The sequence below is a fragment of the Streptomyces sp. NPDC037100 genome (assembly GCF_055606225.1).
In genome coordinates this window covers 524,891-551,498 of the sequence record NZ_JBVJSX010000006.1, presented here as the reverse complement: position 1 = coordinate 551,498, position 26,608 = coordinate 524,891, and the positions used below count along the sequence as shown (strand labels likewise).

The window sequence follows — 26,608 nt, the reverse complement described above, 5'->3', positions numbered from 1 at the left end:
GGATCATGCGGTCCCGCTCCACGGGTAACGTCAGGGTATGAGTCATCCACACCCCGAACTGAAAGCCGCCCCTCCCCTTCCCGAAGGGGGGCTGCGAGTCATTGCCCTGGGCGGCCTGGGTGAGATCGGCCGCAACATGACCGTCTTCGAGTACGCCGGCAAACTGCTCATCGTCGACTGCGGTGTGCTGTTCCCCGAGGAGACCCAGCCCGGCGTGGACGTGATCCTGCCGGACTTCACCTCGATCCGGGACCGGCTGGACGACGTCGTGGCCGTCGTCCTCACCCATGGCCACGAAGACCACATCGGCGGCGTGCCGTACCTGCTGCGCGAGCGGCGCGACATCCCCGTCGTCGGTTCCAAGCTGACGCTGGCGTTCCTGGAGGCCAAGCTCAAGGAACACGGCATCCGGCCGCGCACGGTGCGGGTGCGGGAGGACGAACGGCGGCGCTTCGGCCCCTTCGACTGCGAGTTCGTAGCGGTCAACCACTCCATTCCCGACAGCCTCGCAGTCGCGATCCGCACCGGCGCCGGCATGGTGCTGCACACCGGCGACTTCAAGATGGACCAGTTCCCGCTCGACGAGCGCATCACCGACCTGCGCGCCTTCGCCCGCCTCGGCGAGGAGGGCGTGGACCTGTTCCTCACCGACTCCACCAACGCCGAGGTGCCCGGCTTCACCACCTCGGAGCGGGAGCTGAACCCGGCGATCGAGCAGGTGATGCGCACCGCGCCACGCCGGGTCATCGTCTCCAGCTTCGCCAGCCACGTGCACCGCATCCAGCAAATCCTGGACGCCGCCCACCAGCACGGCCGCAAGGTCGCCTTCGTCGGCCGGTCGATGGTCCGCAACATGGGCATCGCCCGCGACCTGGGCTATCTGAAGGTCCCGTCCGGTCTGGTCGTGAGCACCAAGGAGCTGGAGAAGCTCCCGGACCACAAGATCACTCTGGTGTGCACCGGCTCGCAGGGCGAGCCGATGGCCGCGCTGTCGCGGATGGCCAACCGCGACCACGTCATCCGCATCGGCAAGGGCGACACCGTCCTGCTCGCCAGCTCGCTGATCCCCGGCAACGAGAACGCCATCTACCGGGTGATCAACGGACTCACCCGGTGGGGCGCCCATGTGGTCCACAAGGGCAACGCCAAGGTGCACGTCTCCGGTCACGCCAGCGCCGGCGAACTCGTCTACTGCTACAACATCGTCAAGCCCCGCAACGTCATGCCCGTGCACGGCGAATGGCGCCATCTGCGGGCCAACGGCGACCTCGCCATCCGTACCGGCGTCGACCCCCAGCGGGTCGTCATCGCCGAGGACGGCGTCGTCGTCGACCTCGTCGACGGGCGCGCGTCCATCACCGGCAAGGTCCCCGCCGGCAACGTCTACGTCGACGGCATGGAGGTCGGCGGCGCCACCGAAGCGTCCCTCAAGGACCGCCTCACCCTCGCGGAGGAAGGCGTGGTCACCGTGGTGGCGATCGTCGACGCGGACACCGGCGCCCTCGCCGAGGCCCCCGACTTCCTGGCCCGCGGCTTCGTCCACGACGACACCACGTTCGAGCCCGTCATCCCCGTCATCGAGAAGACCCTGGCCACCGCGGCCGAGGAGGGCGTCGGGGACGCGCACCAGCTCGAGCAACTCGTCGCCCGCGCAGTGGCGAACTGGGCGTTCCGCACCCATCGCCGCAGGCCTCTCATCATCCCCGTCATCATCGACGCCTGAGCCACGGCCCGGCGCCCGGCCTGCGGTACCGGTCACGGTCTCGCCGGCGTCGTGGCCGGGCACGGGACGGCTGCGCGGCCCCTGAGGGGTGCCGTGAGCGCCTTCCCTGTCCGGTAGCGTCACCGCTCAGGCAGCAGGATGTCCGGCGAATATAATCCGACCCATGTCGATGCCTGACGAACTGCTGGTTGACGTTGCCGCCCTGGTGGAGTCCGGCCAGAGCAACCAGATGTCCCTGACCGTGGTCACCGGTGGCGCTGTCATCACCGGTCGGCTGGCCGCCGAAGCGGTGTGGCGGCAGAGGGTGTCGGATGTGCTGAGGGATTCCGCCCGCTTGGGCGAGTTCGCCGCTGTCTTCGACGCCCCCGTGAAGGAGGACGGGCCGCCCACGCATCTCCACTTCCATGTCGCCCGGATCCTGCAGGGCACGGTGGGGATCCCGGAGACGGGCGGGATGTACCGGGTTGCGATCGAGGACGTCAGCGCCTGGACCGTGGGCGACTTCAGCTACTCCGACCACTGAGCGACGGCGGTGGGAACCCGCTGACCGGCGGTGCGGGCCCGACCGGTACGCCGGCCGGGCCCGCACCGCCGGTCAGCTGCCGGCCGCCTGTACACCCGGTCGGACCGGCACGGGGGTGCCGAGCATCGCGGAGGCGTGCTGCAGCGAGCCGAGGATGCCCAGGGGCGCGGCCTCGGGGACGGCGCGGCAGGTGAAGCCGAGCGCAGCCATGGCCCGGAGGACTTCGGCGGCGCTGAAGTCACGGCGGTCCTGGCGGGTGATGACCTGGCCGACCTGCTTGACGGGATAGTGACGACGGCCGATGGTCACGGATTCGCCGGTGACCGGCTCGGGCTTGACGCCCTTCATCGATTCCAGCACCCCGTCCTTGGTGAGCTCGAAGGGGAAGCGGGCGATGACGCAGCGCATGTGGCCTCACAGAGAGAAGGGGAGAACGGTCCGACCGGGGGTGGGCGTTTCATGGGGAGAGGCGAGGATGCCCAGAGCGCTGCCTTGCTCGTCGACCACCGGCAGGGCAGCGAGCCGACGGGTGCGCATCGCGTGCTCGGCTTCGTCCATCGTGGTCAGGGGTGAGGTGAACGAGCCGTGGTCGTCGAGGATGTCGCGCAGGCGGACGCGGTCCGTGTGGTCGGAGCTGTCACGGACGGCGACGAGTTCGGTGTGGGTGACCAGGCCGGTGCACTGGCCGTCCTGGTCACAGACGACGAGCCGGCCCGTGCGGGCGGCGGCCATGACGGCCAGGGCCACCTCGACGCTCATGTCGTCACAGACCTGCGGTCCGGCTGCGTCCATGACCTCAGCCACCGTCCTGTGCACGGGGTCGACATCCTCCGGGCGGGGCTGCGTCTGAAGCAGCGTCAAAGGTGCCTCCTGCCTGCACTGGGGCGGGCCGGCGTCCGTAACCGCCGGGACGGGCAGGCCCGCCGGAACGGCGCGATGTCTGCGGGCCCTGGCCGCTGCCGCCCCTTCCGGCGTCGGCACTGCCGTCACGGGTGCGGGCGGAGTCGGTCGTTCGTCTTCGCGCGGTTCATGCGGAACCTTCCTCGATGCGGCGCATATCAAGGAATTCCCGCTGCGATGAACGGCATGGAGAATTACGAGTATGGACCGGTGACAAAAGAAAGCAGATCTGTCCGACCGAAATCCCCGCGGCGTAGGTGCACGAAATGGTGACTCGATGGGGACCTTGCGATCCGGGCGCCGGCTGCGGGGCAGCGCTTCAGGACGCGCCTGCGCCCTGAAGAGGAACCACGTGTGGCGGTACTCCGGATTCCATTCCTCCGACTCGTCCCGCGGGTGAAAGCCGATGCGGGAAACGCGTGCAGCTGGGGCCCGCACCCCAAAGGATGCGGGCCCCGGCTACGGGTGGTGCGTGAGCGTCAGGCGGGAACGATGTTCTCGGCCGTCGGGCCCTTCTGGCCCTGCGCGATGTCGAAGGTCACCTTCTGGCCCTCGAGCAGCTCACGGAAACCCTGCGCGGCAATGTTCGAGTAGTGGGCGAACACGTCGGCGCCGCCACCGTCCTGCTCGATGAAGCCGAAGCCCTTTTCCGCGTTGAACCACTTCACGGTACCAGCAGCCATGCCATATCTCCTTCGGGGCAATGCATCGGCATCCGCACTGTGCGAACGCCATGTCGCCGCGATGATTACCCCGCCCGGAAAAGACCGGAAATACAAAAGCGCTCCCGACCGGCATAAGACTGGTGGGGCACTTGAAGTCTTGGGAACCACAACTGCAACCGGGATCGACAGTAGCACGCCGAAACGGCCCGTGCGCGTTGGATAATTCCATTCTGCTCGTCGCGTCAAAAACTCGTACTGCGCGGTCCGTCAAACTCTGACCTCTTGGGCACAGATATTGATTCACTCGGAGTGCAACGTCCCATGAAAGTCGCCAACGGCACCATGGCTCCCAGGGGCGCGACGACGTACGCGACGATGCGTAGAACGCCTCTTCGTCCGGCTCTCGACGGCGGCGAAGGAGCGAGGCTGTCGCACGGCTCCTGCCCGGTGCCTCACAGGTCACCGGGCAGGCCGAGGCCGGTGAGGGCGCCGACCGGGTCCAGGTCCGGGGTACCTCTCGGCCACCAGTCGTCGTGGCCGGGCTCGGACTCGTAGGCGTACCAGAGGCCGTCGCGGCCGAGCCGGAGCTGGACATGGCCCTGGGGGTGGGTGAGGTGGTTGCGCCAGGGCCGGAAGGCGGGCAGGTCGGCGGCGAGGAGCAGGGGCCTGGCACGGTCGAACCGGCCGGCGGGCGGGTCCCACGGCTCCTCCAGCACGGCGAGGCCCTCCAGTCCGCCCTGCCGCCAGGCGGCTACCGCGCGGGCCAGCTCCGACGTGGTGCGGCCCGCCGCCGAGGCGAGGGACGCGTACAGCGCCCGGGTACCGGCGGTGAGTCCCGCCCCGGGGCGGGCGGCGGCCAGGCGGACCGCGTCCTGCCAGAAGGTCAGCTGCCCGACCGGGTCTCGGCCGGTGCCGAGCAGGGCGTGGGCGCGGGCGGCGGCGTCCGTGGCCAGCTGGTCCAGGGCGAAGGGGTCAGGGCCGCCGGGGGCCGCCGGATAGGCCGGGGGCTGCTCGGGATGCGCGAGTGGAGGCAGGGGCGCGGGGAGGGGCGGGAGGGCGCGCGAGGCGAGGACCTCGGCGGCCCGCACGCCGGGCAGGGGCGCCGGGCCCTTGTCCTGCGCGGCGCGCGCCGCACGGGTGGCACTGAGCCGGGACAGCGCGTCGAGCAGCTCCCGTTCGCCCCGGCCTCGCAGCAGGAGCAGCACGAAGGGGTCGGCGTCGAGCAGCCGGGCGGTCTGGTAGCAGAGGGCGGCCGCATGCTTGCAGGGGTGGCCGCGGTCGGGGCAACTGCACCGGGGCTCCAGGTCGCCGGGGCCGGGCAGCAGCGGGACGCCGCACTCCGCGAGCGACTGGGGCATCTCCTTGTCGAGCAGCGCCGCGATGTGCCCCGGGCGGTCGGCGGCGGCGTCCAGGAAACGGTCCCAGTCGGTGTCGTCGAGCGTGCGCAGGTGCACCTGGACGCGGTACGGGCGGGGGCGGCTGCCCTGGACGTAGGCCAGCACCAGTCCGGGCGTCACGGTGACGGCGTCGACATGGCCCTGCCCCGCGTACCCTCGCCCGCGCTCCAGCCGCTTCACGTCCAGCGCGCCCTGTTCCAGCGCCCCGATCCAGGCGTTTCCCCACCAGCTCTCGGCGAAGCGGTCGCCGTCCCGGGGTGGGAGGGGCGGGAAGGTGCGGCGGAGCTCGTGGTCGCGCGTCGGGGCGGCCATGGAGCGGGGCGTTCGGGAGGGCGGAGAGGTGCGGGACGCCGGGGCGGTGGACGGGGCGGGGGGCGGCGCGGGGGTGCGGGACGCCGAGGTGGTGGACGGGGCGGGGGGCGGCGCGGGGGTGAGGGACGCCGAGGTGGTGGACGGCGCGGGGGCGACGGGTTCGGAGTTCGGAGGAGAGGCGTTGCGGGCGGGCCGGTCGGCCCGCCAGGCCGTCGGCTCATGGTCGTCGTCGGCCGTGTCTCGCAAGTCCGGCATCAGGAATGCGCCGGACAGCAGCTGCTCCACGTCACGGGCAGCCCGGCCAGGGGCGTCCCCGGTCGCTCGTCGTGCAGCCGCTGCTCTGTCGTCGACGGCGCGCTGCCGGGCCCGGCGCCTGCGGCGGGCACCTTCCCGTTCCGTCTCCTCCCGGGCCCGCCGCGCGTCGTCCCGTGCCGCGCGCAACGCCTCGCGCGCAACGTCTGCGGCCCGCGGCCCGGTCCCCGCCCGACCGGAGGAATGCGCAGAGGCCGCACCGGCCGAAGCGGCCTCCGGAGGGCTCGTCCGCAGGTCACCGGATGCCTGCGGCTCCGGCGTCAGGGCCGCCGGGAGGCCCTGTGACGCACTCCTGACATGGGGTGCACCGGCGACCTCCGGACCAGCACCGTCCGACTCAGGGTCGGTGCTCCCCTCCGGCCCGCCGGAGCGTTCGGGGGCACGGCCGACCTCGGGCGCGCCACCGCCGGCCCGCCGAGTGGCGGCCACCCCGGAACCACCGGCATCCGCCCGCCCACCGGCGGCCATCCCGGAACCACCGGTGTCTCCGGGCTCGTCGCCGCCCCCGGAGGAGTCGGCGGCCTGGACAGCATCCGCGTCCGCCCGCCCACTCCCCCGCTGCTCGGACACCGCCCTTCGCAGTGCCTCGCGGGCCACGTCTGCCGGCCTGGGCGCCCCCTGGTCTGCCGCTCCCGCGGACGGGGACGGCGGCTCCGGACCGGCCGCCGGGGCCGGAGCGGGCTCCTGGGCCGCTCGCTCCCGGGCCTCGCGCAGGGCACGGCGGGCCTCGTCGGACGGGCGGTCGCTCATGACGTACTCCGCGGGGACGGCGGGGCGGGCGGTCGGCGGTCTTGACGGGGTGTCATGACGACCTCCGCAGGGAGACCAGGTCGGACAGCTCCCGGTCCGTCAGTTCCGTGAGGGAGGACTCGCCGGAGCCCAGGATCGCGTCGGCCAGGGCCCGCTTGGACTGGAGCATCTCGGCGATACGGTCCTCGACGGTGCCCTCGGTGATGAGGCGGTGGACCTGCACCGGCTGGGTCTGGCCGATGCGGTAGGCGCGGTCGGTCGCCTGCTCCTCGACGGCCGGGTTCCACCAGCGGTCGAAGTGCACGACGTGGCCCGCCCTGGTGAGGTTCAGGCCGGTGCCGGCCGCCTTGAGCGACAGCACCAGGACCGGCGTCGAACCTGCCTGGAAGCGATCCACCATGCGCTCCCGCTCGGGGACCGGCGTACCGCCGTGCAGGAGGTCGACCGGGACCGCGCGGGTGGCCAGGTGGGAGGTGATCAGGCGGGCCATCCCGACGTACTGGGTGAAGACGAGGGCGGACCCGTCCTCGGCGAGCAGCGTGTCCAGCAACTCGTCCAGCAGGGCGAGCTTCCCGGAGCGGGCGGCGAGCCGGTCGCCGGCGGCCGCGGTGTGCTCCTCCTTGAGGAACAGCGCGGGGTGGTCGCAGATCTGCTTCAGCGACGTGAGGAGCTTCAGCACCAGGCCTCGGCGGGGCATGCCCTCGGCCGTCTCGATGGCGAGCATCGACTCGCGGACCACCGCCTCGTACAGCGCGGCCTGTTCGCGGGTGAGCGGTACCGGGTGATCGGTCTCCGTCTTGGGCGGCAGCTCGGGCACGATGCCCGGGTCGGACTTCTTGCGGCGCAGCAGGAAGGGCCTCACCAGGCGGGCGAGGCGCTCCACCGCCTCCTCGTCCTCGCCGTTCTCCACGGCGCGCGCGTGCCGGGCGCGGAAGGACTTCAACGGGCCGAGGAGGCCCGGGGTCGTCCAGTCGAGCAGGGCCCACAGCTCCGAGAGGTTGTTCTCGACGGGCGTGCCGGTCAGGGCCACGCGCGCGGGGGCCGGGATGGTGCGCAGCGCCTTGGCGGTGGCCGAGTAGGGGTTCTTGACGTGTTGCGCCTCGTCGGCGACGACCATGCCCCAGGTGTGCTCGGCCAGAGCGGGGGCCGCCGAGCGCATGGTGCCGTACGTGGTGAGGACGAAGCCGCCCTCCAGGCCGTCGAGGCTGCGGTCCGGGCCGTGGAAGCGGCGCACGGGCACGCCGGGGGCGAAGCGGGTGATCTCCCGCTGCCAGTTGCCCAGCAGGGAGGCCGGGCACACGACCAGGGTGGGTTCGCTGCGCGCCCGCTTCAGGTGCAGGGCGATGAGGGTGATGGTCTTGCCGAGGCCCATGTCGTCGGCGAGGCAGCCGCCGAGGCCGAGGGAGGTCATCAGGTCGAGCCAGGCCAGGCCCCGGAGCTGGTAGTCCCGCAGGGTGGCCTGCAGCTCCGGGGGTGGTTCGGCCGGGCGGATCCCCGTGGTCAGGCGGTCGCGCAGGGCGGCCAGCGCACCGACCGGGACGGCCTCGACCGTCTCGCCGTCCACGTCGGCCGTGCCGGTGAGGGCGACGGACAGCGCGTCGACCGGGTCGAGCAGGCCCAGGTCCCGTTTACGGGCCTTGCGCACCAGCGCCGGGTCGACCAGAACCCACTGGTCGCGCAGCCGGACGACGGGGCGGTGCGCCTCGGCGAGGGTGTCCATCTCGGTGTCGGTGAGCGGGTCGCCGCCGAGCGCCAGCTGCCAGCGGAACTGGAGGAGGTCCTCGCTCTCGAAGAAGCCGGTGCCGTCGGTCGCCGAGCCGGGGGCCGGGCGGACCACCGCAGCGGCGGACAGGTCCTGTGCGAGGTCGCGCGGCCAGTGCACGGCGACCCCGGCCGCGGCGAGCCGGGTCGCCGCGACGCCGAGCAGGTCGTTCAGCTCGTCCTCGGTCAGGGCCAGCACGTCGGGCACGTCCTGGTCGGCGAGCCGGTCGAGCGGGGGCCAGACACGAGCCGCGCGGCGGACGGCGAGGGCCGCGTCCACGCGCGCGCGGGGGCCGAAGGCGTCGTCGGCCGCACCCGCCCACAGGGCCGCCGCGTCGGCCACGAGGGTGGGGTCGGCGAGGCTGTGCACCTGGACGATCGCGGCGCCGGCGCTGCGGGCGCCGCCGTCGGAGGCGTCGTCGAAGAGGTCGTAGGCCGACAGGTCCAGGCGGAGCGAGATCCGCACGCCGGCGTCCATGCCGGCGGCGACTTCGGCGGCCCAGTCGTGGGCGGTGGGCAGCTGCTGTGCCTCGCGGGCCGCGAAGGGCCGGCCGCAGGTGTGGGGCGCGGCCGGGGTGCGGGGCAGGGTGTCGGCGACGGCGTCGAGGAAGGCCCGCACCAGCGCTTCCGGTTCGGGAAGGCGGAGCGGGCCGGGGCCGGGCAGCGGCACGGCGTGACCCTCGTAGGGCAGGGCGGCGGCCACCGCGCGCAGGTGTGCGATGTCGTCCGGGTCGAGGGGGCCGGCGCGCCAGGCGTCGTGGCCGGTGGCGGTCAGGCCGGGCAGCAGCCGGCCGCGGGCGGTCAGCCGCAGGGCGTGCAGGGCGGCGGCGCCCCAGCAGGCCGTGGCGGGGTGGGCCGCGGGGTCGTGCCGGGCGCGCACGAGGAGCGGCAGGGCGGCGTCGAGCGGGAGGGTCAGCGCGGGGGCGGTGCGCCGCCGGACGCCGGTGGCGCCGTGCCGTCGTACGACGGTCAGCTCGGTCTGCGCGGCGTGCTCGGTGTCCTCGCCGTCCCCCGGCTCCTGGGCGGGCAGGGGGGCACCCTCGGGGTCCCAGAAGGCGATGCGCCCCTCGCGCGGGAGGGGCGCGGGCAGGAAGACGGCCGGGAGCCGGACCGGGACCGTCGCCTCGCCCGCGCGATCGGTCGTCGAAACCGTCTCTCCCATACGTCCTGCCACCTCCCGCCCCGCGTGTCGGATCAGTTGTCTCCGACTCTACGGGCGGGGTCTGACAATCGGCCCCGGCGGCCGGGTCAGGGCACGGTCCGCGACACGACGTACACCCAGGGGTACGCCGGGTTGGACAGGTCCACGACGACGTCGTGGGTGGGCGCCGGGTTCTTCTGCCGGTGGACGAAGCCGTACCACGAGTCGGTCGTGGCGAACTTCCAGCCGGTGACCTTCCGGTCGCGGGCGCCGATGGCGACGTCGCCCTGCTTCAGGTCCTTCCGGGTCACACCCAGGCCGGTCAGATAGGCGTCCAGACCGGCCGCGTTGGTCTCGAACTGGGTGTAGAGGCGGCTGGTCTTCCAGTTGTTGGTCTCGTAGTACGCCACGTGCCAGGCGGGGTGCGGGACGGGCACCTGGTAGATCCGGCGCTGGAGCTTGGAGGGCCACCCCTCGGTCAGGCCGGTCGCCGAGTACTTCGCCTCCTTGTCCTTGCCGCTGTCGCGGCTCTGGTTCGCGGAGATCACGAGGTAGCCGGCCGGGATGCCGATGAGCAGCACGATGATCAGCAGGGTGAGGGCCCTGCGGCGGTTCCGGTGGCGGCGGTCCTCGACCGGGCGGTCCTGCTCGTCGGGCCAGGGGCCCTGGTGGGGCAGGGAAGCGGTCACGACGTCTCCTGGGTACTGCGGAGCGACTGCGTGTACCGCTCGAGACGCTCGTAACGCTCCACGCGGCGGCGCTTGGCGCGGCGGAAGCGGCGGGCGACCAGCCGGGCGAGGTCGGCGGCGCCGACCATGCCGGCCTCGGGGCCGAGCTGGGCGCGGACGATGCGGGCCTCGGGGCGGTAGCCGCGGCCGGTGAGGTGCCGCTTGAAGGCGTCCCGGGCCGGGCCGATCAGCAGGTCGTCGGCGGCCGAGACACCACCGCCGATCACGAAGCAGGAGGGGTCGAGGGCGGCGGCGAGGTTGGCGATGCCGACGCCGAGCCACTGGCCGATGTCCTGGAGCAGCTCGATGCACATGGCGTCGCCCTCGCGGGCCAGCTCGGTGATCATCGGGCCGGTGATGTCGCCGATGTTGCCCTTCACGTGCTCGATGATCCCGTAGGCGACGGGCGAGTCGGCCGCGGCCAGCTCGCGGGCCTCGCGGACCAGGGCGTTCCCGGAGCTGTACTGCTCCCAGCAGCCGCGGTTGCCGCACGGGCAGCGGTGCCCGCCGGGCACGACCTGCATGTGGCCGAACTCGCCGGCGACGCCGTACTTGCCGCGCTTGACCTGGCCGTCCTCCAGGATCGCGCCGCCGATGCCGGTACCGAGGGTGATCATGACGAGGTGGTCCTCGCCGCGGCCGGCGCCGAAGCGCCACTCGGCCCAGGCGGCGGTGTTGGCGTCGTTGTCCACGAGGACGGGGACCGAGAGCCGGCCCGAGAGGCGGTCGCGGAGGGGTTCGTTGCGCCAGGACAGGTGGGGGGCGAACAGCACGCGGTTGCGGTCGGCGTCCACCCAGCCGGCCGCTCCGATGCCGACGGCGTGCACGTCGTGCCGGTCGGAGAGGTCCAGAACCAGCTCGGCGATGGTGTCCTCGACGACCTTGGGGCTCTTGGACTTGTCCGGGGTCTCCGTGCGGAGCATCTCCAGGATGTTGCCGTCGGCGTCGACCACGCCCGCCATCACCTTCGTACCGCCGATGTCGATGCCGACCGTGGGCACGCGGGGGGCCGTCAGGTGCGAGCGGCGCTCCCGGGTGCCGACAGTGCGCAGGGCCGTGGCACGGCGGGAGCCGATGGGGGCGGTGAAGTCGCGGTAGGTGCTCATCGGGCCCGATTCTGCCTCACGGGACGGCACGGTGCGGAGCACAGGGGTGGTGCGGATCATCGCTGCGTGCTGGCCGGTGGGGGCTTGTCGCGCAGTTCCCCGCGCCCCTCAGCAGCATGACCATCACGTCCGCACGAGCAGCTGGAACTCGAACGAATAGCGCGTCGGGCGGTAGGTGTGTGTGCCGTATTCCACTGCCCGGCCGGTGTCGTCGAACGTCACCCGCTGCATGGTCAGCAGCGGGGCCCCCGTCTCCTCCGCCAGCCGGTCCGCCTCCTCCGTCGTCGCCGCCCGGGCACCGATCGACTGGCGGGCGCTGTGCAGGGTGATGCCCGCCGAGCGCATCATCCGGTAGAGCCCGGTGGTCTCCAGCTGGCCGGTGTCGAGGTCGATGAGGCCGGGGGGCAGGAAGTTGCACAGGTGGGCCATGGGCTCGCCGTGGGCGAGACGGAGACGCTCGACGCGGTGGACGTCGCTGTCCTCGGCGACGCCGAGTGCCGCGGCGACCTCGGCGGAGGCGGGGACCAGTTCGTTGACGAGGACCCGGGTGGCCGGGCGCTGGCCCGCCGCCTCCAGGTCGTCGTAGAGGCTGCTGAGTTCCAGCGGGCGTTTGACCTGGCTGTGCACTACCTGGGTGCCCACGCCGCGGCGGCGTACGAGGAGGCCCTTGTCGACGAGCGACTGGATCGCCTGGCGGACGGTCGGCCGGGACAGGCCGAGCCGGGCGGCGAGTTCGATCTCGTTGCCCAGCAGGCTGCCGGGGGTCAGCGTGCCGTGCTCGATCGCGGCCTCCAGCTGCTGGGACAGCTGGAAGTACAACGGCACGGGGGAGCTGCGGTCCACGCTCAGCTCGAGCTGCACGGTCGGGTCCACTTCTGGTTTCGGCACGGGCCGAGCGTAGCTCTGTGCGTTGTTGACGGGAAGTCGTGTAGTCAGATTGTCCGGACATGCAGATTGACAGCGGCGAGCTGGGCACGCACTTTGTTCTCATGCGCATCGGCGTCATCGGTACGGGCCGGATCGGCACCATCCACGCGAACACGCTCAGTCGGCATCGCGACGTCGGCTCCCTGATCCTCACGGACGCGGACCCCGCAAGGGCCCAGGAACTGGCGCACCGACTGGGCGAGACGGCGGCGCCCGGCGTCGAGGAGATCTTCCGCTGGGGAGTCGACGCCGTGGTGATCACGACGGCGACGTCGGCCCACGCCGAACTGATCGGTCGGGCAGCACGCTCGGGTCTGCCGGTGTTCTGCGAGAAGCCCATTGCGCTGGATCTGCCGGGGAGTCTGAGCGCGATCGCCGAGGTCGAGACGGCCGGGACGGTTCTCCAGATGGGCTTCCAGCGTCGCTTCGACGCGGGCTACACGGGGGCGCGCGAGGCCGTGCGGTCCGGCAGGCTGGGGCGGCTGCACACCGTGCGCGCCCTGACCAGCGACCAGGCGCCGCCGGACGCCGCGTGGCTGCCGCTGTCCGGCGGGCTGTACCGGGACACGCTGATCCACGACTTCGACGTGCTGCGCTGGGTGACCGGCCGGGAGGTCACGGATGCCTACGCCGCCGGGTCCGACGCCGGCCCACGGATGTTCCGCGAGGCGGGCGACGTCGACACCGCGGCCGCGCTCCTCACCCTGGACGACGGCACGCTCGCCACGCTCACCGCGACCCGGATGAACGGGGCCGGCTACGACGTGCGCATGGAGCTGGCCGGAGAGCGCGACCAGATCGTGGTCGGCCTGGACGACCGTACGCCGATCGCGTCCACCGAGCCGACCGGGCCACCGGCCGCGGACAAGCCGTGGACGGGCTTCCTGGAGCGGTTCGGACCCGCCTACGAGGCGGAGCTGAACGCGTTCGTCGAGGTCGTCCGGGGCGAGCGGGCCAATCCCTGCGACGGGCGCGAGGCGCTGCAGGCACTGCGGGTCGCCGAGGCGTGCGAACTGTCGCGGCGCGAGCGCAGGCCGGTACACCTGGCGGAGATCCCGGGCGGCGCCTCCTCGGGGTTGGCCTGACGAGCGGGCCGAGATCCCACGTGGCGCCACCCCGGAACTCGCCTCACGGCGAGCAGACCGCGATCCCGCCGTGCACCCCCCGGCATTCGACTCACGGCGAGCAGACCGGCATCCCACATGGCACCCGGAGTCCGCCGGACGGCGAGCAGACCGAGATCCCACATGCCACCCCCGGAGACCGCCGGACGGCGAGCAGACCGAGATCCCACATGCCACCCCCGGAGACCGCCGGACGGCGAGCAGACCGAGATCCCCACATGGCACCACCCCGGAACTCGCCTCACGGCGAGCGGAGGGGACCCCGGCGGCGCCTCCCTCGCGTTGGCGTGACGGCGGGCCCGGCCGGTCAGTGCTCTTCCGGTTCCTCCTCCAGGAGCCCTGCGTCGTAGGCGAGCAGCGCGATCTGCACCCGGTTGTTGAGGTCGAGCTTGGCCAGGATGCGCGAGACGTGTGTCTTCACGGTGGCGACGCTCATGAACAGCCCGGCGGCGATCTCGGCGTTGGCCAGGCCCCGGCCGACCGCGACGGCGACCTCGCGCTCGCGGTCGTTGAGGACGGTCAGGCGGTCCCGCGCGCGGGTGCGGCGCGTGTCGGCGGCGGTGCCGACGGCGTGCCGCATCAGCTGGCGGGTGACCGCGGGCGACAGAACCGGGTCGCCGGCGGCGACCCGGCGCACGGCCGCGAGGATCTCCGCCGGCGGGGTGTCCTTGAGGACGAACCCGGCGGCGCCGACGCGCAGCGCGCGCAGCACCTGCTCGTCGGCGTGGAAGGTGGTGAGCACCACCACCTGCGGAGCGTCCGCGCGGGCGCGCAGCCGCTCCGTCGCCGTGAGACCGTCCATCGTCGGCATCCGGATGTCCATGAGCACGACGTCCGGGCGGGTGCGGTCGACGAGGGCCTCCGCTTCGGCGCCGTCGGCGGCCTCGCCGACGATCTCGATGTCGTCGGCGCCTCCCATCATGAGGGACAACCCGGCCCGCACCAGCGGATCGTCGTCGACGAGGAGCAGTCTGATGGCAGTCATGAGCCTTACGTAATCACGGCCGGGCCGGGCGGTGGGGCCGAAGACGTCACCCCCACGGCAGCCACGCCCGCACCTCGAACCCGCCTTGCGGGGTGGGCCCGTGCTCCAGCCGGCCCCCGGCCAGGGTCGCCCGTTCGGTGAGGCCGATCAGGCCCTGTCCGGAGCCGGGGACGGGTGGCACCTCGCCCTCGGGCGGCGGGTTGTGCACGCGGACGGTGAGGCCCGTGCCCGGTGCGCCGGTGACGGTCACCCCGACCTCCGTGCCGGGGGCGTGCTTGCGCGCGTTGGTCAGGCCCTCCTGGACGATCCGGTAGGCGGTGCGGCCGACGGAGGACGGGACGCCGGCGTGGTCCTCGACGCGGTGGTCGAGGCAGATCTTCATGCCGGCCTCGCGGGACTCGGCGACCAGGGTGTCCAGCGCCGCGAGCGTCGGCTGCGGCCGGCCCGTGTCGTCCGCTTCTCCCGCCCGCAGCACACCGATGATCTCCCGCAGGTCCTGGAGCGCCTCGTGCGCGCTCTCCCGGATCACGCCCGCGGCCCGCGCCGTCTGTTCCGGGGGCGCGTCGGGCCGGAACTCCAGGGCCCCCGCGTGCACGCTCAGCAGCGTCAGCCGGTGCGCGAGCACGTCGTGCATCTCCCGTGCGATGGCCTCGCGGGCGAGTCGCTGCGCCTGTTCGGCCCGCAGCCGCGCCTCGGTCTCGGCGCGCCGGGCACGGTCCCTGAGGCTCACCATGAGCTGCCGTTTGGCCCGGACGAACATGCCCCAGCCGACGATCGCCACGGTGAGCACCACGACGAAGGCAACGCTCACGAGGTAGGAGAGGTCCGCGTCGGGGCGCACCCAGTAGTAGAGCGGCACCAGCGCCACGTTGACGCCGCCCACCCAGGCCACGTACCGGAAGGGCCGGTGCACGGCCAGGGTGAACAGGGCGATGAGGACCGCGCCGCCCGAGGTGTCCGAGAGGAAGCCGAGGGGGGTCAGCGCCACGGCCAGCCCCAGCGGCCAGCGGCGTCGCAGCCAGACGGCCGCGCAGGCCAGCGCACCGATCACCTGGTCGACGACGGCGAGTCCGTTCGGCACATGGGGGTTGTCGGCGAGCGCCTCCATGGCGGTCGCGCCCACCAGGACGGACAGCAGGAAACAGCAGAAGTCGACGACCCAGTCGCGGGCGGTACGCCGGGGGCGCCGCCCGGTCCGTGCGGCGTGGGGGTCGAGGTCGTGCAGGAGGGCCGATGGGAAGAACCATCTGCGCCGGGTGAACAGCGCGGGCGTCTCCCCCGCCGGTACCGGGGAGGCGTGCCCCACGTCGTCACCACTCACGAGCGCCAAATCTACGCAGCGGGAGTCCGGCGCACCCGTCCTCGCGCGGGATGACCGACCAAAGTCGCCGCATCGCAGACTTTCGATGCCGCCGTGGCACCGGAGCGGGGACTTCCGTCCCGGGAGGCTCGTCCCGCGGCCGATGTGCGTGGGGGGTCCGCGGGACGAGGCTGGTGGCGTGAAGCACGTACTGGAGATTCTCGGCTTCCTCGCCCTGGTCCAGGGCGTGGCGGGCCTGGTGCACGAGTTCACCGACTGGAACTGGGGCCTGGTGCAGCGTCTGGGGTTCCTCGACGGCTACGAGGTCTACGCGAGCGTCACGCTGCTCGTGCTGGGCGTCGCCCTGTTCGCGGCGGCCGGGAGCCGGACGTCCGTCTGACGTGCCGACGGACGTCCGGCCCGCGGTTCCCGTCAGGGCTCAGCAGCCGTGGTCGACCAGGTCGAACGACTCGTAGTGGTCGGCCGTGTAGTAGTCCTCCTGGTTCTGCTCACCGGTGACGATGCGTCGCGCGCCGCGGGTGGAGGAGCCCGGGGTGATGACCGTGTACTCGTGGTAGTAGCCGGACGACTTGCTCGGCAGGATGCCTTCCCGGTTCTGGAAGACGGTGCCGTCCTGGTCGAACGGGTAGGGGCCGCCCTGCTCGATCAGGTCCAGCGTGTCGTGGGCCTGGGACGGAAGGTCGCTGTAGCAGATGTCGCCGACGGCGGCGGGGGCCGCGTCGGCCGTGGTCGCGGAGACGGTTCCGCCGACGAGGAGGGCGGACAGGAGGGCGGCTGCTGCGCCGAGCCGCGAGGCGCGTGGGGGGAAATTCATGGCCCTCATGATGACGCGCGTAGACGCTGGCATGTCAATGACAAGCCCGGAGAATTTCCTGTGAAGCCCCGTGCGTTCGCGGGGAGTTCACCCGCGCTACCGCACCCTCACCCGCGGTCGGGAGCCCTCACGCGCCCTCCGGCAGTCCGAACTCCCCGTACTCCGGGCGGCCCTTCAGGTCGTACGTCTGCACCGAGACGCCCGCGCCGGTGACGCTCCCGCCGGCGTGCTCGAAGGCGGTGGGTACGGCGCCCTCCGTGAACAGCCGGAACCCGGATCCGAGCACGACCGGGAAGGTCAGCAGGTGCAGGGTGTCGACGAGGTCGAGCGCCAGCAGGGACCGGACGAGGGCGCCGCTGCCGTGCACCTGGACCTCGCCCTCGGTGCGCTCCTTCACGGCGGCGACCTCCTCGGCGAGGTCGCCGGTCAGCACCGTGGTGCCGGCCCAGCCGGGGTCCGTCAGGGTCGAGGAGGGTACGTACTTCGGCAGGGAGTTGAGCCGGGAGGCGACCGGGTCGGCGGGGTCGGTCACCCTGGGCCAGTAGGTCGCGAAGATGTCGTACGTACGGCGCCCGAGCAGGAAGGCGCCCGGGCGGGTGAAGACCTCGCCGATGAACCGGCCGAAGTCCTCGTCGGCGTACGGGAAGCTCCAGCCGCCGTGGGTGAAGCCCCCGCGGGTGTCCTCCCGGGGACCGCCGGGGGCCTGGTACACACCGTCGAGGGTGACGAAGAGGGTCGAGACGAGCTTGCCCATGGCGGGTGCCTTACCTTCCGGATCGGACGGGGTCTGCTGTCATCGGTTCAGACCCCGCCGGCACCCGCAACTCATCGCTGGGCCGTACGCCCGCTCACTGGGCGTTCGTGGAGAACAGCCCGCCCGTCGGGCCCTGCTTGTCACCGCCCTGGGCCTTCCTCAGGGCGTTGGCGAGGCTCTCGCCGCCGCTCGACGGGCCGCCCAGGCGGGTCTCCGTGGTCACGTTCGTGGTCTTGAACAGGGACTTTCCGGCCTCGCAGGACACCGTCCGACCGGGCTGCAGGATGACGAGCGCCATCTGCATGGCGTTGCCGACGATCTCTTGCTGCAGTGTCACGACGGGAGAAGGGAACAGCCGGAGGGAAGGGTCCCGGGTGTGCTCCGGGCCGGGGAACGCGCAGCGCGCCCGGGGAACATCGACGTCCGTTCGCCGCCAGCGTCGGCGCCGCGCGGCCGCTGGGATGGACCCATGACTTCTCAGGGAATTCTGGACGGCAAGGTGGCTCTCGTGACCGGCGGGAGCCGTGGAATCGGCGCGGCGACGGCGGTGCGGCTGGCCCGGGAGGGCGCGCACGTGGCCGTGGGCTATGTGAACGGCAAGGAGGCGGCCGAGGACGTCGTTCGGGCCGTGGAGGCGCTGGGGCGCCGGGGGGTGGCGCTGCGCGCGGACATGGCGCAGGCCACCGAGGCGGCCGAGGTGGTGGACGCGGCGGCAAAGGCGCTGGGCGGGCTCGACATCCTGGTCAACAACGCCGGCGTGGGGGTGCTCGGACCGCTGGACACCCTGTCGCTCGCGGAGGTGGACCGGGTCCTCGACGTCAACGTACGGGCCGTCTTCCTGGCCTCCCAGGCGGCCGCCGCACGGATGCCCGAGGGCGGGCGGATCATCACGATCGGCAGTTGCATGGCCCAGCGGGTGCCGGGGCCCGGCGGGACGCTCTACACGACGAGCAAGGCGGCCCTGGCCGGTCTGACCAAGGCCCTGGCCCGGGAACTGGGCGGGCGCGGGATCACCGCGAACCTCGTCCTTCCCGGCCCGATCGACACGGACATGAATCCGGCGGACGGGCCGTACGCGGCCGGTCAGGCGGCGATGACGGCCCTGGGACGGTTCGGGACGGCGGACGAGGTGGCGTCGATGGTCGCCTACCTGGCGGGGGCGACGTATGTGACCGGGGCGGAGTTCTCGGTGGACGGCGGGCACGCGGCGTGAAGCCCGCGGAACGCGCGGTGCGGTGAGACCCGTGGGGGCGCACCGGTGCTGTCCGGCCGGTGCGCCCCGCGGGTCGGGCCGGGGCCGGTCAGCCGCCCAGCTCCTGGTGGCGGGCGGCGAGTCGGCTCGTGCCCTCCTGCGTCAGGGAGCCGAACAGGCGGAGCCTGGAGATGCCGCCGTCCGGGAAGATGTCCACGCGCGCGTGGGTGCCGACCGCCGGGGCCGGGAGGACGAAGCGGTGGTTGGTGTCGGGTTGGAGGCGGGTGCGGGGAAGGATCTCCTGCCAGTCGCCGTCCTCGCCGTCCTTCACCGACACCGCTGCCCAGCCGGCGCTGTTGCCCTTGAGGTAGGCGGTGTCGATCTCCAGGGCGCGGATCCGGGCCTGGGCGGCCAGCCGGTAGCGGATCCAGTCGTGGCCCCGGTCGCGGCGGCGGCGGGTCTCCCAGCCGTCGTCCATCTTGCGGGAGCGGCCCGGCTGGATGGTGTTGGAGGCGGGCGAGTAGAACAGATTGGAGGCGTCCTCGGCCCGGCCGCCGTTCTCCAGGGCGACGACGTCGAAGGTGCCCAGGGCCCCGAGCCAGGCGGGGTCGGGGACGACCTCGCCGTGGACGCGCAGGCGGGCGATGCCGCCGTCGGGGTGCTGCTTGACCCGCAGGTGTGTGAAGCACTGCTCGACGTCGACGGCGAAACCGTTGGCCGCGTGGCCGCCGACCGCGCTGCGCGGGACGAGGGTCGTCCACTTCACGTCGTCCCCGAGGAGTTCCTCGGGCGACGGGGAGCCGGGTACGAAGGTGCCCTCGACGGACACCGCCTGCGGGTAGTTGCCGCGGAAGTGGGCGGTGTCGACGACGATCCCGCGGATCACGCCCGGGGCGCCGAGACGAACCAGCGCCCAGTCGTGGTCCTCCTCGGTCGGCCAGGGGTGGTCGGCGCAGGCGCCCCGGCGGCGGCGGGTCTCCCAGCCGTCCATGATCTTGCCCTTGTGCCCGAAGTGCTCGGGGTCGAACTCGGCGGGCCCGGGCACCAGCAGGTTCTCGCGCTCGGCGAAGAACTCGTCGTTGGCGGCGATGACACCGGCTCCGAGGCGCCGGTCGGCGAGGTCGGCGTACGAGGTGAAGGGGAAGTCGGCGGTGCGGTAGTCCGCGTACGGGTCGCCGCCCGCGTAGGGGTTCGCGTCGCCGGTGAAGCGGGGGATCGCCGTCACGATGATCAGGTCTTCCTTTCGGGTGTCCGGGAGGGGATTCAGTGGGTCCGGGTCAGGAGCCGCCCCTTCGGCTCGGTGAACTCGCCGTCCGCGACGATGCGCTGCCCGCGCAGCCAGGTGGACTTCACGACGCCGTGCAGGGTCCTGCCCGCGTACGCCGTGACGCGGTTGCGGTGCTGGAGGGCCATCGGGTCGACGGTGAAGGTCTCGTCGGGTGCGAGGACGGCGAAGTCGGCGTCGCGGCCCACGGCGATGGCGCCCTTGCGGTCGTCGAGCCCGACCAGTTCGCAGGTGCGCGCGGACATCCAGCGGACCACGTCCTCCAGGCCGTGCCCGCGCCTGCGCGCCTCGGTCCACACGGCCGCCAGGCTCAGCTGGAGGCCGGAGATGCCGCCCCAGGCCGTCGCGAAGTCCTCGGTCTTCAGGTCGGCCGTGGACGGGGAGTGATCGGTGACGACGCAGTCGATGGTGCCGTCGGCGAGCGCCTGCCAGAGCAGGTCCTGGTTGGCGGCCTCGCGGATGGGCGGGCAGCACTTGAACTCGCTGGCGCCGTCGGGGACTTCCTCGGCGGTGAGGGTCAGGTAGTGGGGGCAGGTCTCCACGGTGATGCGGACGCCCTCCGCGCGCGCCTCGGCGATCATCGGCAGGGCGTCGCTGGAGGAGAGGTGCAGGATGTGCACGCGCGCGTCGAGGGCCTTCGCCTCGCGGATGAGGTGGGCGATGGCGGTGTCCTCGGCGTCCCGCGGGCGGGAGGCGAGGAAGTCGGCGTACTTCGGGCCCGGCTGCTGCGGGGCGGAGGCGAGGAGCCGGGGGTCCTCGGCGTGCACGATGAGCAGGCCGTCGAAGGCGGCGATCTCGGCCATGGTCCGGGCGAGGGAGTCGCGCTCCAGGTGCGGGAACTCGTCCACTCCGGACGGCGAGAGGAACGCCTTGAAGCCGAACACGCCGGCCTCGTGCAGCGGCCGGAGCTCCTTGACGTTGTCGGGCAGGGCGCCGCCCCAGAAGCCGACGTCGATGTGCGCCTTGTCGGCGGCGACCTGCTGCTTGGTCCGCAGGTGCGGGACGGTCGTGGTGGGCGGCAGGGAGTTGAGGGGCATGTCGACGAGGGTGGTGATGCCACCGGCGGCCGCGGCGCGGGTGGCGGTCCAGAAGCCCTCCCACTCGGTGCGGCCGGGGTCGTTGACGTGCACGTGCGTGTCGACCAGGCCGGGCAGCAGGACATGGTCGCCCAGGTCCTCCAGGCGGGCGTCCTGCGGTACGGGTGCGTCGTACGGGAGGACGGCCGTGATGGTGCCGTCGGCCACCGCGACGGATGCGGCACGCGTTCCCTCGGGGGTGATGACTCGCGTCGAGCGCAGCACCAGTTCAGCGTCGGACACTCGAACCCCTTACTTCCGCGTAACGGAATTCAACTTTCTGTTGAAGGAGTCTTCACTCCCTCCTCCGCGTCGTCAAGGGCACACTTGACCGCGGCGCCCTCACACAACACTCCTGGACGTTTCCACAAGGCGGAATTAGACTTCCAGCAAGCAGAACGTAGCTACGTACAAGCGGGGAGTCAACCGACTGCCGGGTAGGCTGCTGCCCTTCCCGCCCGCCCCGAAAGGAACGCGCCGTGCCGACGTCCAGGGCCAGCACCACCGACTCCGCCCGGTCCTCCGCCAACGGGGGCGTCCAGTCCCTGGAGCGCGCCTTCGACCTGCTCGAACGGATGGCGGACGCGGGCGGCGAGGTCGGCCTGAGCGAGCTGTCCGCGAGCAGCGGCCTGCCCCTTCCGACCATCCACCGCCTGATGCGCACGCTGGTGGTCTGCGGGTACGTACGTCAGCAGCCCAACCGGCGGTACGCGCTCGGCCCGCGCCTGATCCGCCTCGGCGAGTCGGCCTCACGGCTGCTGGGCACCTGGGCCCGGCCCTACCTCGCGCGGCTGGTCGAGGAGACCGGCGAGACGGCGAACATGGCCCTGCTCGACGGGGACGAGATCGTCTACGTGGCGCAGGTGCCCTCGAAGCACTCGATGCGCATGTTCACGGAGGTCGGCAGGCGGGTGCTGCCGCACTCCACGGGCGTGGGCAAGGCACTGCTCGCCGGTTTCCCGCCGGAGGAGGTGCGGGCACTGCTCTCCCGTACGGGCATGCCCGCCGCGACGGAGAAGACGATCACCACACCGGACGGGTTCCTCGCGGCCCTGGAGGACGTGCGCCGGCAGGGCTTCGCCATCGACGACAACGAGCAGGAGATCGGGGTGCGCTGCCTGGCGGTTCCCGTACCCGACTCACCCACCCCCGCGGCCATCTCCATCTCGGGCCCGGCGGGCCGGGTCACCGAGGCACTGACGGGCAAGATCGTGCCGGTGCTCCAGCAGGTCGCGGGGGAGCTGTCCGAGGCGCTCGCCAGCCAGAGCCCCGCATGACGGGGTGAAACCGGGGCAGCGGGCGCCCTGGCCCTTGCCCCACGCAACGGCAGCGGGTCCGCGGCGGCGGGCGCCCTGACCCTTACCCCCGCCCAACGGGAGCGAGTCCGCGACGGCGGGCGCCCCTGGGCCGCCGATCCCATGACGGGGTGAAGCCGGGGCGGCGGGCGCCCTGACCCTTACCCCCGCGCAACCGGAGCGAGTCCGCGGCGGCGGGCGCCCCAGGGCCGCCGATCCCCTGGGACCTGATCCGAACGACAGACCCTAGCCCTGGCCCCGCACCGGCCCCCCGAAGAGATCCACCGCCCGCCGGACCTCCGTCAGCTCGGCGGACAGCGCGCTCACCGAGCCGATCGCGCCGGCGAGGAGCAGGAGGGAGCGGCGCAGGCGCGGGATCTCTGGGATGCCGTCGGCGGCCATGGCGGCCACTGCGGCCAGTTCCTCCTCGGCGATGGACCGGTCGGCGAACTCGCCGGGATGGGCGGCCAGTCGGCGGCGCAACCGGGACACGGCGGAGCGCAGCTCCGTCACGCGCGGGTCCTCGCCACCGCCGGTCACAGGCCCCTGCCGCTTCTGCTCGACGCTCCGCAACACAGTCCTCCCCCTCGCACCTCGTCGTGCGCGTCTCCGCCCGACACGAAGTCCCCCACACCGGGCAGCCGTCGGGCGCCCGGCCGGTCGGTGCGGGCGACAGTAAACGACGCGGACCGCCGGGCGCCAGTCCATTGCGTCATCGACTTGTTTCGCTGAGTGACTTTCTGGCCCAGGGCGCACGCCTGTCCGACGCGCACCTCGCTCCGCCGTACCTCCGTTCGGGGCGTGCGGTATGCAGGAGCCATGACGACACGGGAGACGACGGGCGGGACACAGGCGGTTGCGGGACTGCTGCTCGCGGCCGGTGGCGGGCGGCGGCTCGGCGGACGGCCCAAGGCACTCCTCCCGCACCGGGGGCGGCCCCTGGTGGAGCACGCGGTGCGGGTACTGCGGGAGGGCGGCTGCGCGGCCGTCCACGTCGTCCTGGGCGCACAGGCCGACGACGTGCGCGCACGGGCCTCACTGCCGGGCTGCACCCTGGTCGACAACCCCGACTGGGGGCAGGGCATGGGGAGTTCCCTGCGCGCCGGGCTCGACTCGCTCGCCGGCGCGGGCGCCCGGGCCGCCCTGGTGTCACTCGTGGACCAGCCCGGCATCGGACCCGAGGCGGTGACCCGGGTCCTCGCGGCGTACGAGGGCGAGGAGACGCTCGCCTGCGCCGCGTACGACGGTGTGCGCGGCCACCCGGTGCTGTTCGGTGCCGCCCACTGGGCGGGCATCGCCGCGACCGCCACCGGGGACCGGGGGGCCCGCGCCTATCTGAGAGAGCACCGGCAGGAGATCACCCTCGTCGAGTGCGGGGACGTGGCCCGGCCGTTCGACATCGACACCGAAGCCGATCTGGCGCACCTGGAGTGAACGGGGTGGCACGGAGCGCCACCTTGCCTCGACTCGGGGACTCTCGACATCAACAGACGATTGAACTTCCACCATGAGGAAACTAGTATCCACTGATCAGAAGCGCCTGAGGGGTCTGAGGGCGCGGAACGCCGTATTCGGGAAGACTGGCACCCGGTGCCGAGCACGCCGGCTCGTCTTCACAGCTCGCTGAAGGAAGTGACCGTTCATGTCCGCTCCAGCGCCGTCCCCGCTGGCCGTCGTCGACGCCGAGCCCCTGCCCCGGCAGGAGGAGGTCCTCACCGAAGCGGCGCTCGCCTTCGTGGCCGAGCTGCACCGGCGGTTCACGCCCCGGCGTGACGAACTCCTCGCCCGCCGCGCCGAGCGCCGCGCCGAGATCGCCCGCACCTGCACCCTCGACTTCCTTCCGGAGACCGCCGCGATCCGCGCCGACGACTCCTGGAAGGTCGCCCCGGCCCCGGACGCGCTGAACGACCGCCGGGTCGAGATCACCGGTCCCACCGACCGCAAGATGACCATCAACGCCCTCAACTCGGGCGCCCGGGTGTGGCTCGCGGACTTCGAGGACGCCTCCGCACCCACCTGGGAGAACGTGGTCGGCGGCCAGCTGAACCTGAGCGACGCCTACACCCGGAACATCGACTTCACCGATCCGAGGTCCGGCAAGTCGTACGCGCTGAAGGCGAACGAGGAGCTCGCCACGGTCGTGATGCGCCCGCGCGGCTGGCACCTGAACGAGCGTCACCTCGTCGACGCCGACGGCACCCCCGTGCCCGGCGCCCTCGTCGACTTCGGCCTGTACTTCTTCCACAACGCCCAGCGCCTGCTGGACCTCGGCAAGGGGCCGTACTTCTACCTCCCGAAGACGGAGTCCCACCTGGAGGCCCGCCTGTGGAACGAGGTGTTCGTCTTCGCGCAGGAGTACTGCGGCATCCCGCAGGGCACGGTCCGCGCGACCGTCCTCATCGAGACGATCACCGCCGCGTACGAGATGGAGGAGATCCTCTACGAGCTGCGCGACCACGCCGCCGGGCTGAACGCGGGACGCTGGGACTACCTGTTCTCCATCGTCAAGAACTTCCGTGACGGCGGAGCCAAGTTCGTCCTGCCGGACCGCAACGCGGTCACGATGACCGCTCCGTTCATGCGCGCGTACACCGAACTCCTCGTCCGCACCTGCCACAAGCGCGGCGCCCACGCCATCGGCGGCATGGCGGCCTTCATCCCGTCCCGCCGGGACGCCGAGGTCAACAAGGTCGCCTTCGAGAAGGTCCGTGCCGACAAGGACCGCGAGGCCGGCGACGGCTTCGACGGCTCCTGGGTCGCCCACCCCGACCTCGTGCCGATCGCCATGGAGTCCTTCGACAAGGTCCTCGGCGACAAGCCGAACCAGAAGGACCGCCTCCGCGAGGACGTCGTCGTGGAGGCGGCCGACCTGATCGCCGTCGACTCCCTCGACGCCAAGCCCACCTACGCGGGTCTGGTCAACGCCGTGCAGGTCGGCATCCGTTACATCGAGGCCTGGCTGCGCGGTCTCGGCGCGGTCGCCATCTTCAACCTGATGGAGGACGCGGCCACCGCCGAGATCTCCCGCTCCCAGATCTGGCAGTGGATCAACGCGGAGGTCGTCCTCGACAACGGCGAGCAGGTCACAGCCGACCTGGCCCGCAAGGTCGCCGCCGAGGAACTCGCGAACATCAGGGCCGAGATCGGCGACGAGGCCTTCGCGGCCGGCAACTGGCAGCAGGCGCACGACCTGCTGCTGACGGTCTCCCTCGACGAGGACTACGCCGACTTCCTGACGCTCCCGGCGTACGAGCAGCTCAAGGGCTGACTCGCGAGCCGGCCGGCTAACGCTCCGAGTGGCCCAGGGTCCTGCCCGGGGCCACTCGGTCGCGTACGGCCCGCTTCACGGCCGTGGGCTCCGGGAAGCCCTGCTCGCGCCGGTCCCAGACGACCTCGTCGCCGACGCGGACGACGAACACCCCGCCGGTGCCGGGTTTGAGGGCCAGTTCCGTCAGTTCGGCCTCGAAGGTCGTGAGCAGCTCCTGCGCCAGCCAGGCCGCGCGGGGCAGCCAGCGGCACTGGGTGCAGTACTCGATCTCGACCCGCCGCGAGGCGCCCGGGGAGTCCTCCGCCAGTTCGATCTCGACGCGCTGATCGTCCGTCATCCCAGGTGCACCGACCAATCCTGCTGGGCCGCGGGCTTGCCGTGCAGGTCGGGCACCTGCCTGAGCCACGCGGGGCGTCCTTGCTGGTTCCTCGCCGCCCGCAGGGCCTCCTCGGCGGCGAGCTCCTCCCGGCTGGGGAAGTCGGTGGGCAGCCAGGCCGCGGAGGCCAGCACGCGTGCGTGGAGGTACGTCACGTAGGCCTCGCGCACCTCGTCCGCGCCGGCGAAGCCCGGCTCGTCCGCGAGCCAGGCGTCCGGGACCTCGTCGAGGATCCGTCGCAGAAGTTCCTCGGTGACCCGGGGCGCCAGTTCGGCGTCGGCGGCCCGGACGTCGGGGCCGTGGTGGCCGAGGGCGTGGTGCCGGAAGTCGTAGGCCTTGCGGGGGTCGGTGGCGTCCCAGCGGTGGTGGAAGACGAGGGCGGCGCCGTGGTCGATCAGCCACAGGCGCGGGGGTGCGACGCCGAGGGTGGGCCAGACCATCAGGTTGGAACTGTGGACCGTGCGGTCGACGTTCACGGTCAGGGCGTCGAGCCAGACGATCCTGCCCGCCTCCAGCGGATCGACGGGGAAGATCTGGGCGATCTCCGGTGTGAAGTCCCGTGCGCCCGGCAGGTGGTCCATGCCGAGGTTGACGCCCGCACTGGCCGCGTGCAGGCCCCGCACTTCCTGGTGCGGCTCGTGGTCGGCGATCGACGGGTCGAAGTGCACCAGGACCAGCTCGGGGAAGCGCAGGCCGAGGGCGCGGGCCAGTTCCCCCACGATGACCTCGGCGACGAGCGCCTTGCGGCCCTGCGCGGAGCCGGTGAACTTGACGACGTACGTGCCGAGGTCGTCCGCCTCGACGACGCCCGGGACGGAGCCGCCGGACCGCAGGGGTTCGACGTAGCGGGTCGCGGTGACCTCTCTCAGCATG

General features: G+C 72.4%; 26 protein-coding genes. 8 read left to right on the top strand and 18 right to left on the bottom strand.

All coding sequences use genetic code 11. The features are described 5' to 3' along the window. The first annotated feature begins 37 nt into the window (after window positions 1–37). On the top strand, window positions 38–1,723 hold the full coding sequence (locus ACZ7EG_RS22760; RefSeq protein ID WP_471081699.1) for a ribonuclease J: 1,686 nt from the start codon (window positions 38–40) through the stop codon (window positions 1,721–1,723). Between the two features lie 163 nt (window positions 1,724–1,886). After that, window positions 1,887–2,246 (top strand): hypothetical protein, encoded by a 360-nt coding sequence (locus tag ACZ7EG_RS22755; RefSeq protein WP_471081696.1) that lies wholly within the window; start codon window positions 1,887–1,889, stop codon window positions 2,244–2,246. Between the two features lie 72 nt (window positions 2,247–2,318). Here the strand turns inward: ACZ7EG_RS22755 and ACZ7EG_RS22750 are convergent, their stop codons facing one another. The 8 genes from ACZ7EG_RS22750 to ACZ7EG_RS22715 form a co-directional block, all read right to left on the bottom strand. Beyond that, window positions 2,319–2,654 carry an SCO5918 family protein gene (locus ACZ7EG_RS22750; RefSeq protein ID WP_471081694.1) on the bottom strand — a complete coding sequence of 112 codons (336 nt, stop codon included), beginning with the start codon at window positions 2,652–2,654 and terminating at the stop codon, window positions 2,319–2,321. A 6-nt stretch (window positions 2,655–2,660) separates the two neighbouring features. After that, on the bottom strand, window positions 2,661–3,107 hold the full coding sequence (locus tag ACZ7EG_RS22745; RefSeq protein WP_471081691.1) for a CBS domain-containing protein: 447 nt from the start codon (window positions 3,105–3,107) through the stop codon (window positions 2,661–2,663). Window positions 3,108–3,625: 518 nt separating this feature from the next. Next, complete coding sequence (locus ACZ7EG_RS22740; RefSeq protein ID WP_023586116.1) at window positions 3,626–3,829, bottom strand: cold-shock protein; 204 nt, start codon at window positions 3,827–3,829, stop codon at window positions 3,626–3,628. Between the two features lie 434 nt (window positions 3,830–4,263). Then, window positions 4,264–6,582 carry an SWIM zinc finger family protein gene (locus ACZ7EG_RS22735; RefSeq protein ID WP_471081688.1) on the bottom strand — a complete coding sequence of 773 codons (2,319 nt, stop codon included), beginning with the start codon at window positions 6,580–6,582 and terminating at the stop codon, window positions 4,264–4,266. Window positions 6,583–6,634: 52 nt separating this feature from the next. Continuing rightward, window positions 6,635–9,505: a DEAD/DEAH box helicase gene (locus ACZ7EG_RS22730; RefSeq protein ID WP_471081685.1), complete on the bottom strand. Its 2,871-nt coding sequence runs from the start codon at window positions 9,503–9,505 to the stop codon at window positions 6,635–6,637. Window positions 9,506–9,591: 86 nt separating this feature from the next. Beyond that, entirely contained in the window at window positions 9,592–10,173 is a 582-nt protein-coding gene (locus tag ACZ7EG_RS22725) for a sugar kinase (RefSeq protein WP_471081682.1), read from the bottom strand. Beyond that, the gene (locus ACZ7EG_RS22720) at window positions 10,170–11,318 is read right to left on the bottom strand and encodes an ROK family glucokinase (RefSeq protein ID WP_471081679.1); all 1,149 of its coding nucleotides are present in this window, start codon (window positions 11,316–11,318) and stop codon (window positions 10,170–10,172) included. Before ACZ7EG_RS22720 ends, ACZ7EG_RS22725 begins: the two co-directional genes overlap by 4 nt. Window positions 11,319–11,441: 123 nt before the next feature. Next, on the bottom strand, window positions 11,442–12,179 hold the full coding sequence (locus ACZ7EG_RS22715) for a GntR family transcriptional regulator (RefSeq protein ID WP_471081901.1): 738 nt from the start codon (window positions 12,177–12,179) through the stop codon (window positions 11,442–11,444). Window positions 12,180–12,307: 128 nt separating this feature from the next. Here ACZ7EG_RS22715 and ACZ7EG_RS22710 point away from each other — a divergent pair, with 128 nt between their 5' ends. Further along, on the top strand, window positions 12,308–13,330 hold the full coding sequence (locus ACZ7EG_RS22710; protein WP_471081898.1) for a Gfo/Idh/MocA family oxidoreductase: 1,023 nt from the start codon (window positions 12,308–12,310) through the stop codon (window positions 13,328–13,330). Between the two features lie 346 nt (window positions 13,331–13,676). On the opposite strand, the gene ACZ7EG_RS22705 is transcribed toward ACZ7EG_RS22710, so the two are convergent. Further along, window positions 13,677–14,354, bottom strand: a complete 678-nt coding sequence (locus tag ACZ7EG_RS22705; RefSeq protein ID WP_471081676.1) for a response regulator transcription factor — start codon at window positions 14,352–14,354, stop codon at window positions 13,677–13,679. A gap of 46 nt (window positions 14,355–14,400) precedes the next feature. After that, window positions 14,401–15,618, bottom strand: a complete 1,218-nt coding sequence (locus tag ACZ7EG_RS22700; protein ID WP_471081895.1) for a sensor histidine kinase — start codon at window positions 15,616–15,618, stop codon at window positions 14,401–14,403. Window positions 15,619–15,853: 235 nt separating this feature from the next. Between ACZ7EG_RS22700 and ACZ7EG_RS22695 the strand changes: the two genes are divergently transcribed. Beyond that, window positions 15,854–16,054 carry a hypothetical protein gene (locus tag ACZ7EG_RS22695; RefSeq protein WP_471081673.1) on the top strand — a complete coding sequence of 67 codons (201 nt, stop codon included), beginning with the start codon at window positions 15,854–15,856 and terminating at the stop codon, window positions 16,052–16,054. A gap of 39 nt (window positions 16,055–16,093) precedes the next feature. On the opposite strand, the gene ACZ7EG_RS22690 is transcribed toward ACZ7EG_RS22695, so the two are convergent. From ACZ7EG_RS22690 to ACZ7EG_RS22680, 3 genes are all read right to left on the bottom strand, one after another. Next, window positions 16,094–16,489, bottom strand: a complete 396-nt coding sequence (locus tag ACZ7EG_RS22690) for a guanyl-specific ribonuclease (protein ID WP_471081670.1) — start codon at window positions 16,487–16,489, stop codon at window positions 16,094–16,096. Window positions 16,490–16,616: 127 nt separating this feature from the next. Beyond that, a complete protein-coding gene (locus tag ACZ7EG_RS22685; protein WP_471081667.1) occupies window positions 16,617–17,243 on the bottom strand; it encodes a dihydrofolate reductase family protein in 627 nt (208 codons plus the stop codon). 94 nt (window positions 17,244–17,337) lie between these two features. Further along, complete coding sequence (locus tag ACZ7EG_RS22680; protein ID WP_471081664.1) at window positions 17,338–17,580, bottom strand: hypothetical protein; 243 nt, start codon at window positions 17,578–17,580, stop codon at window positions 17,338–17,340. Window positions 17,581–17,712: 132 nt separating this feature from the next. On the opposite strand from ACZ7EG_RS22680, the gene ACZ7EG_RS22675 reads away from it, so the two are divergent. Further along, a complete protein-coding gene (locus tag ACZ7EG_RS22675; RefSeq protein WP_471081662.1) occupies window positions 17,713–18,456 on the top strand; it encodes an SDR family oxidoreductase in 744 nt (247 codons plus the stop codon). An 88-nt stretch (window positions 18,457–18,544) separates the two neighbouring features. Here the strand turns inward: ACZ7EG_RS22675 and alc are convergent, their stop codons facing one another. Both alc and allB read right to left on the bottom strand, forming a co-directional pair. Beyond that, window positions 18,545–19,660, bottom strand: a complete 1,116-nt coding sequence (gene alc, locus ACZ7EG_RS22670) for an allantoicase (RefSeq protein ID WP_471081659.1) — start codon at window positions 19,658–19,660, stop codon at window positions 18,545–18,547. A 38-nt stretch (window positions 19,661–19,698) separates the two neighbouring features. Next, on the bottom strand, window positions 19,699–21,039 hold the full coding sequence (allB, locus tag ACZ7EG_RS22665; protein WP_471081656.1) for an allantoinase AllB: 1,341 nt from the start codon (window positions 21,037–21,039) through the stop codon (window positions 19,699–19,701). Window positions 21,040–21,275: 236 nt separating this feature from the next. Here allB and ACZ7EG_RS22660 point away from each other — a divergent pair, with 236 nt between their 5' ends. Continuing rightward, entirely contained in the window at window positions 21,276–22,073 is a 798-nt protein-coding gene (locus tag ACZ7EG_RS22660) for an IclR family transcriptional regulator (RefSeq protein ID WP_471081653.1), read from the top strand. 264 nt (window positions 22,074–22,337) lie between these two features. Here the strand turns inward: ACZ7EG_RS22660 and ACZ7EG_RS22655 are convergent, their stop codons facing one another. Continuing rightward, on the bottom strand, window positions 22,338–22,667 hold the full coding sequence (locus ACZ7EG_RS22655; protein WP_471081650.1) for a DUF5955 family protein: 330 nt from the start codon (window positions 22,665–22,667) through the stop codon (window positions 22,338–22,340). Window positions 22,668–22,910: 243 nt separating this feature from the next. Here ACZ7EG_RS22655 and ACZ7EG_RS22650 point away from each other — a divergent pair, with 243 nt between their 5' ends. Together ACZ7EG_RS22650 and aceB are read left to right on the top strand one after the other, a co-directional pair. Further along, the gene (locus ACZ7EG_RS22650; RefSeq protein WP_471081647.1) at window positions 22,911–23,525 is read left to right on the top strand and encodes a nucleotidyltransferase family protein; all 615 of its coding nucleotides are present in this window, start codon (window positions 22,911–22,913) and stop codon (window positions 23,523–23,525) included. Between the two features lie 208 nt (window positions 23,526–23,733). After that, window positions 23,734–25,359, top strand: a complete 1,626-nt coding sequence (gene aceB / locus ACZ7EG_RS22645; RefSeq protein ID WP_471081644.1) for a malate synthase A — start codon at window positions 23,734–23,736, stop codon at window positions 25,357–25,359. A gap of 16 nt (window positions 25,360–25,375) precedes the next feature. Here the strand turns inward: aceB and ACZ7EG_RS22640 are convergent, their stop codons facing one another. Beyond that, the gene (locus ACZ7EG_RS22640; RefSeq protein ID WP_471081641.1) at window positions 25,376–25,696 is read right to left on the bottom strand and encodes an Rdx family protein; all 321 of its coding nucleotides are present in this window, start codon (window positions 25,694–25,696) and stop codon (window positions 25,376–25,378) included. Continuing rightward, complete coding sequence (locus ACZ7EG_RS22635; protein WP_471081892.1) at window positions 25,693–26,607, bottom strand: HipA family kinase; 915 nt, start codon at window positions 26,605–26,607, stop codon at window positions 25,693–25,695. The genes ACZ7EG_RS22640 and ACZ7EG_RS22635 overlap by 4 nt, the downstream gene beginning before the upstream one ends. Window position 26,608 lies beyond the last annotated feature (1 nt).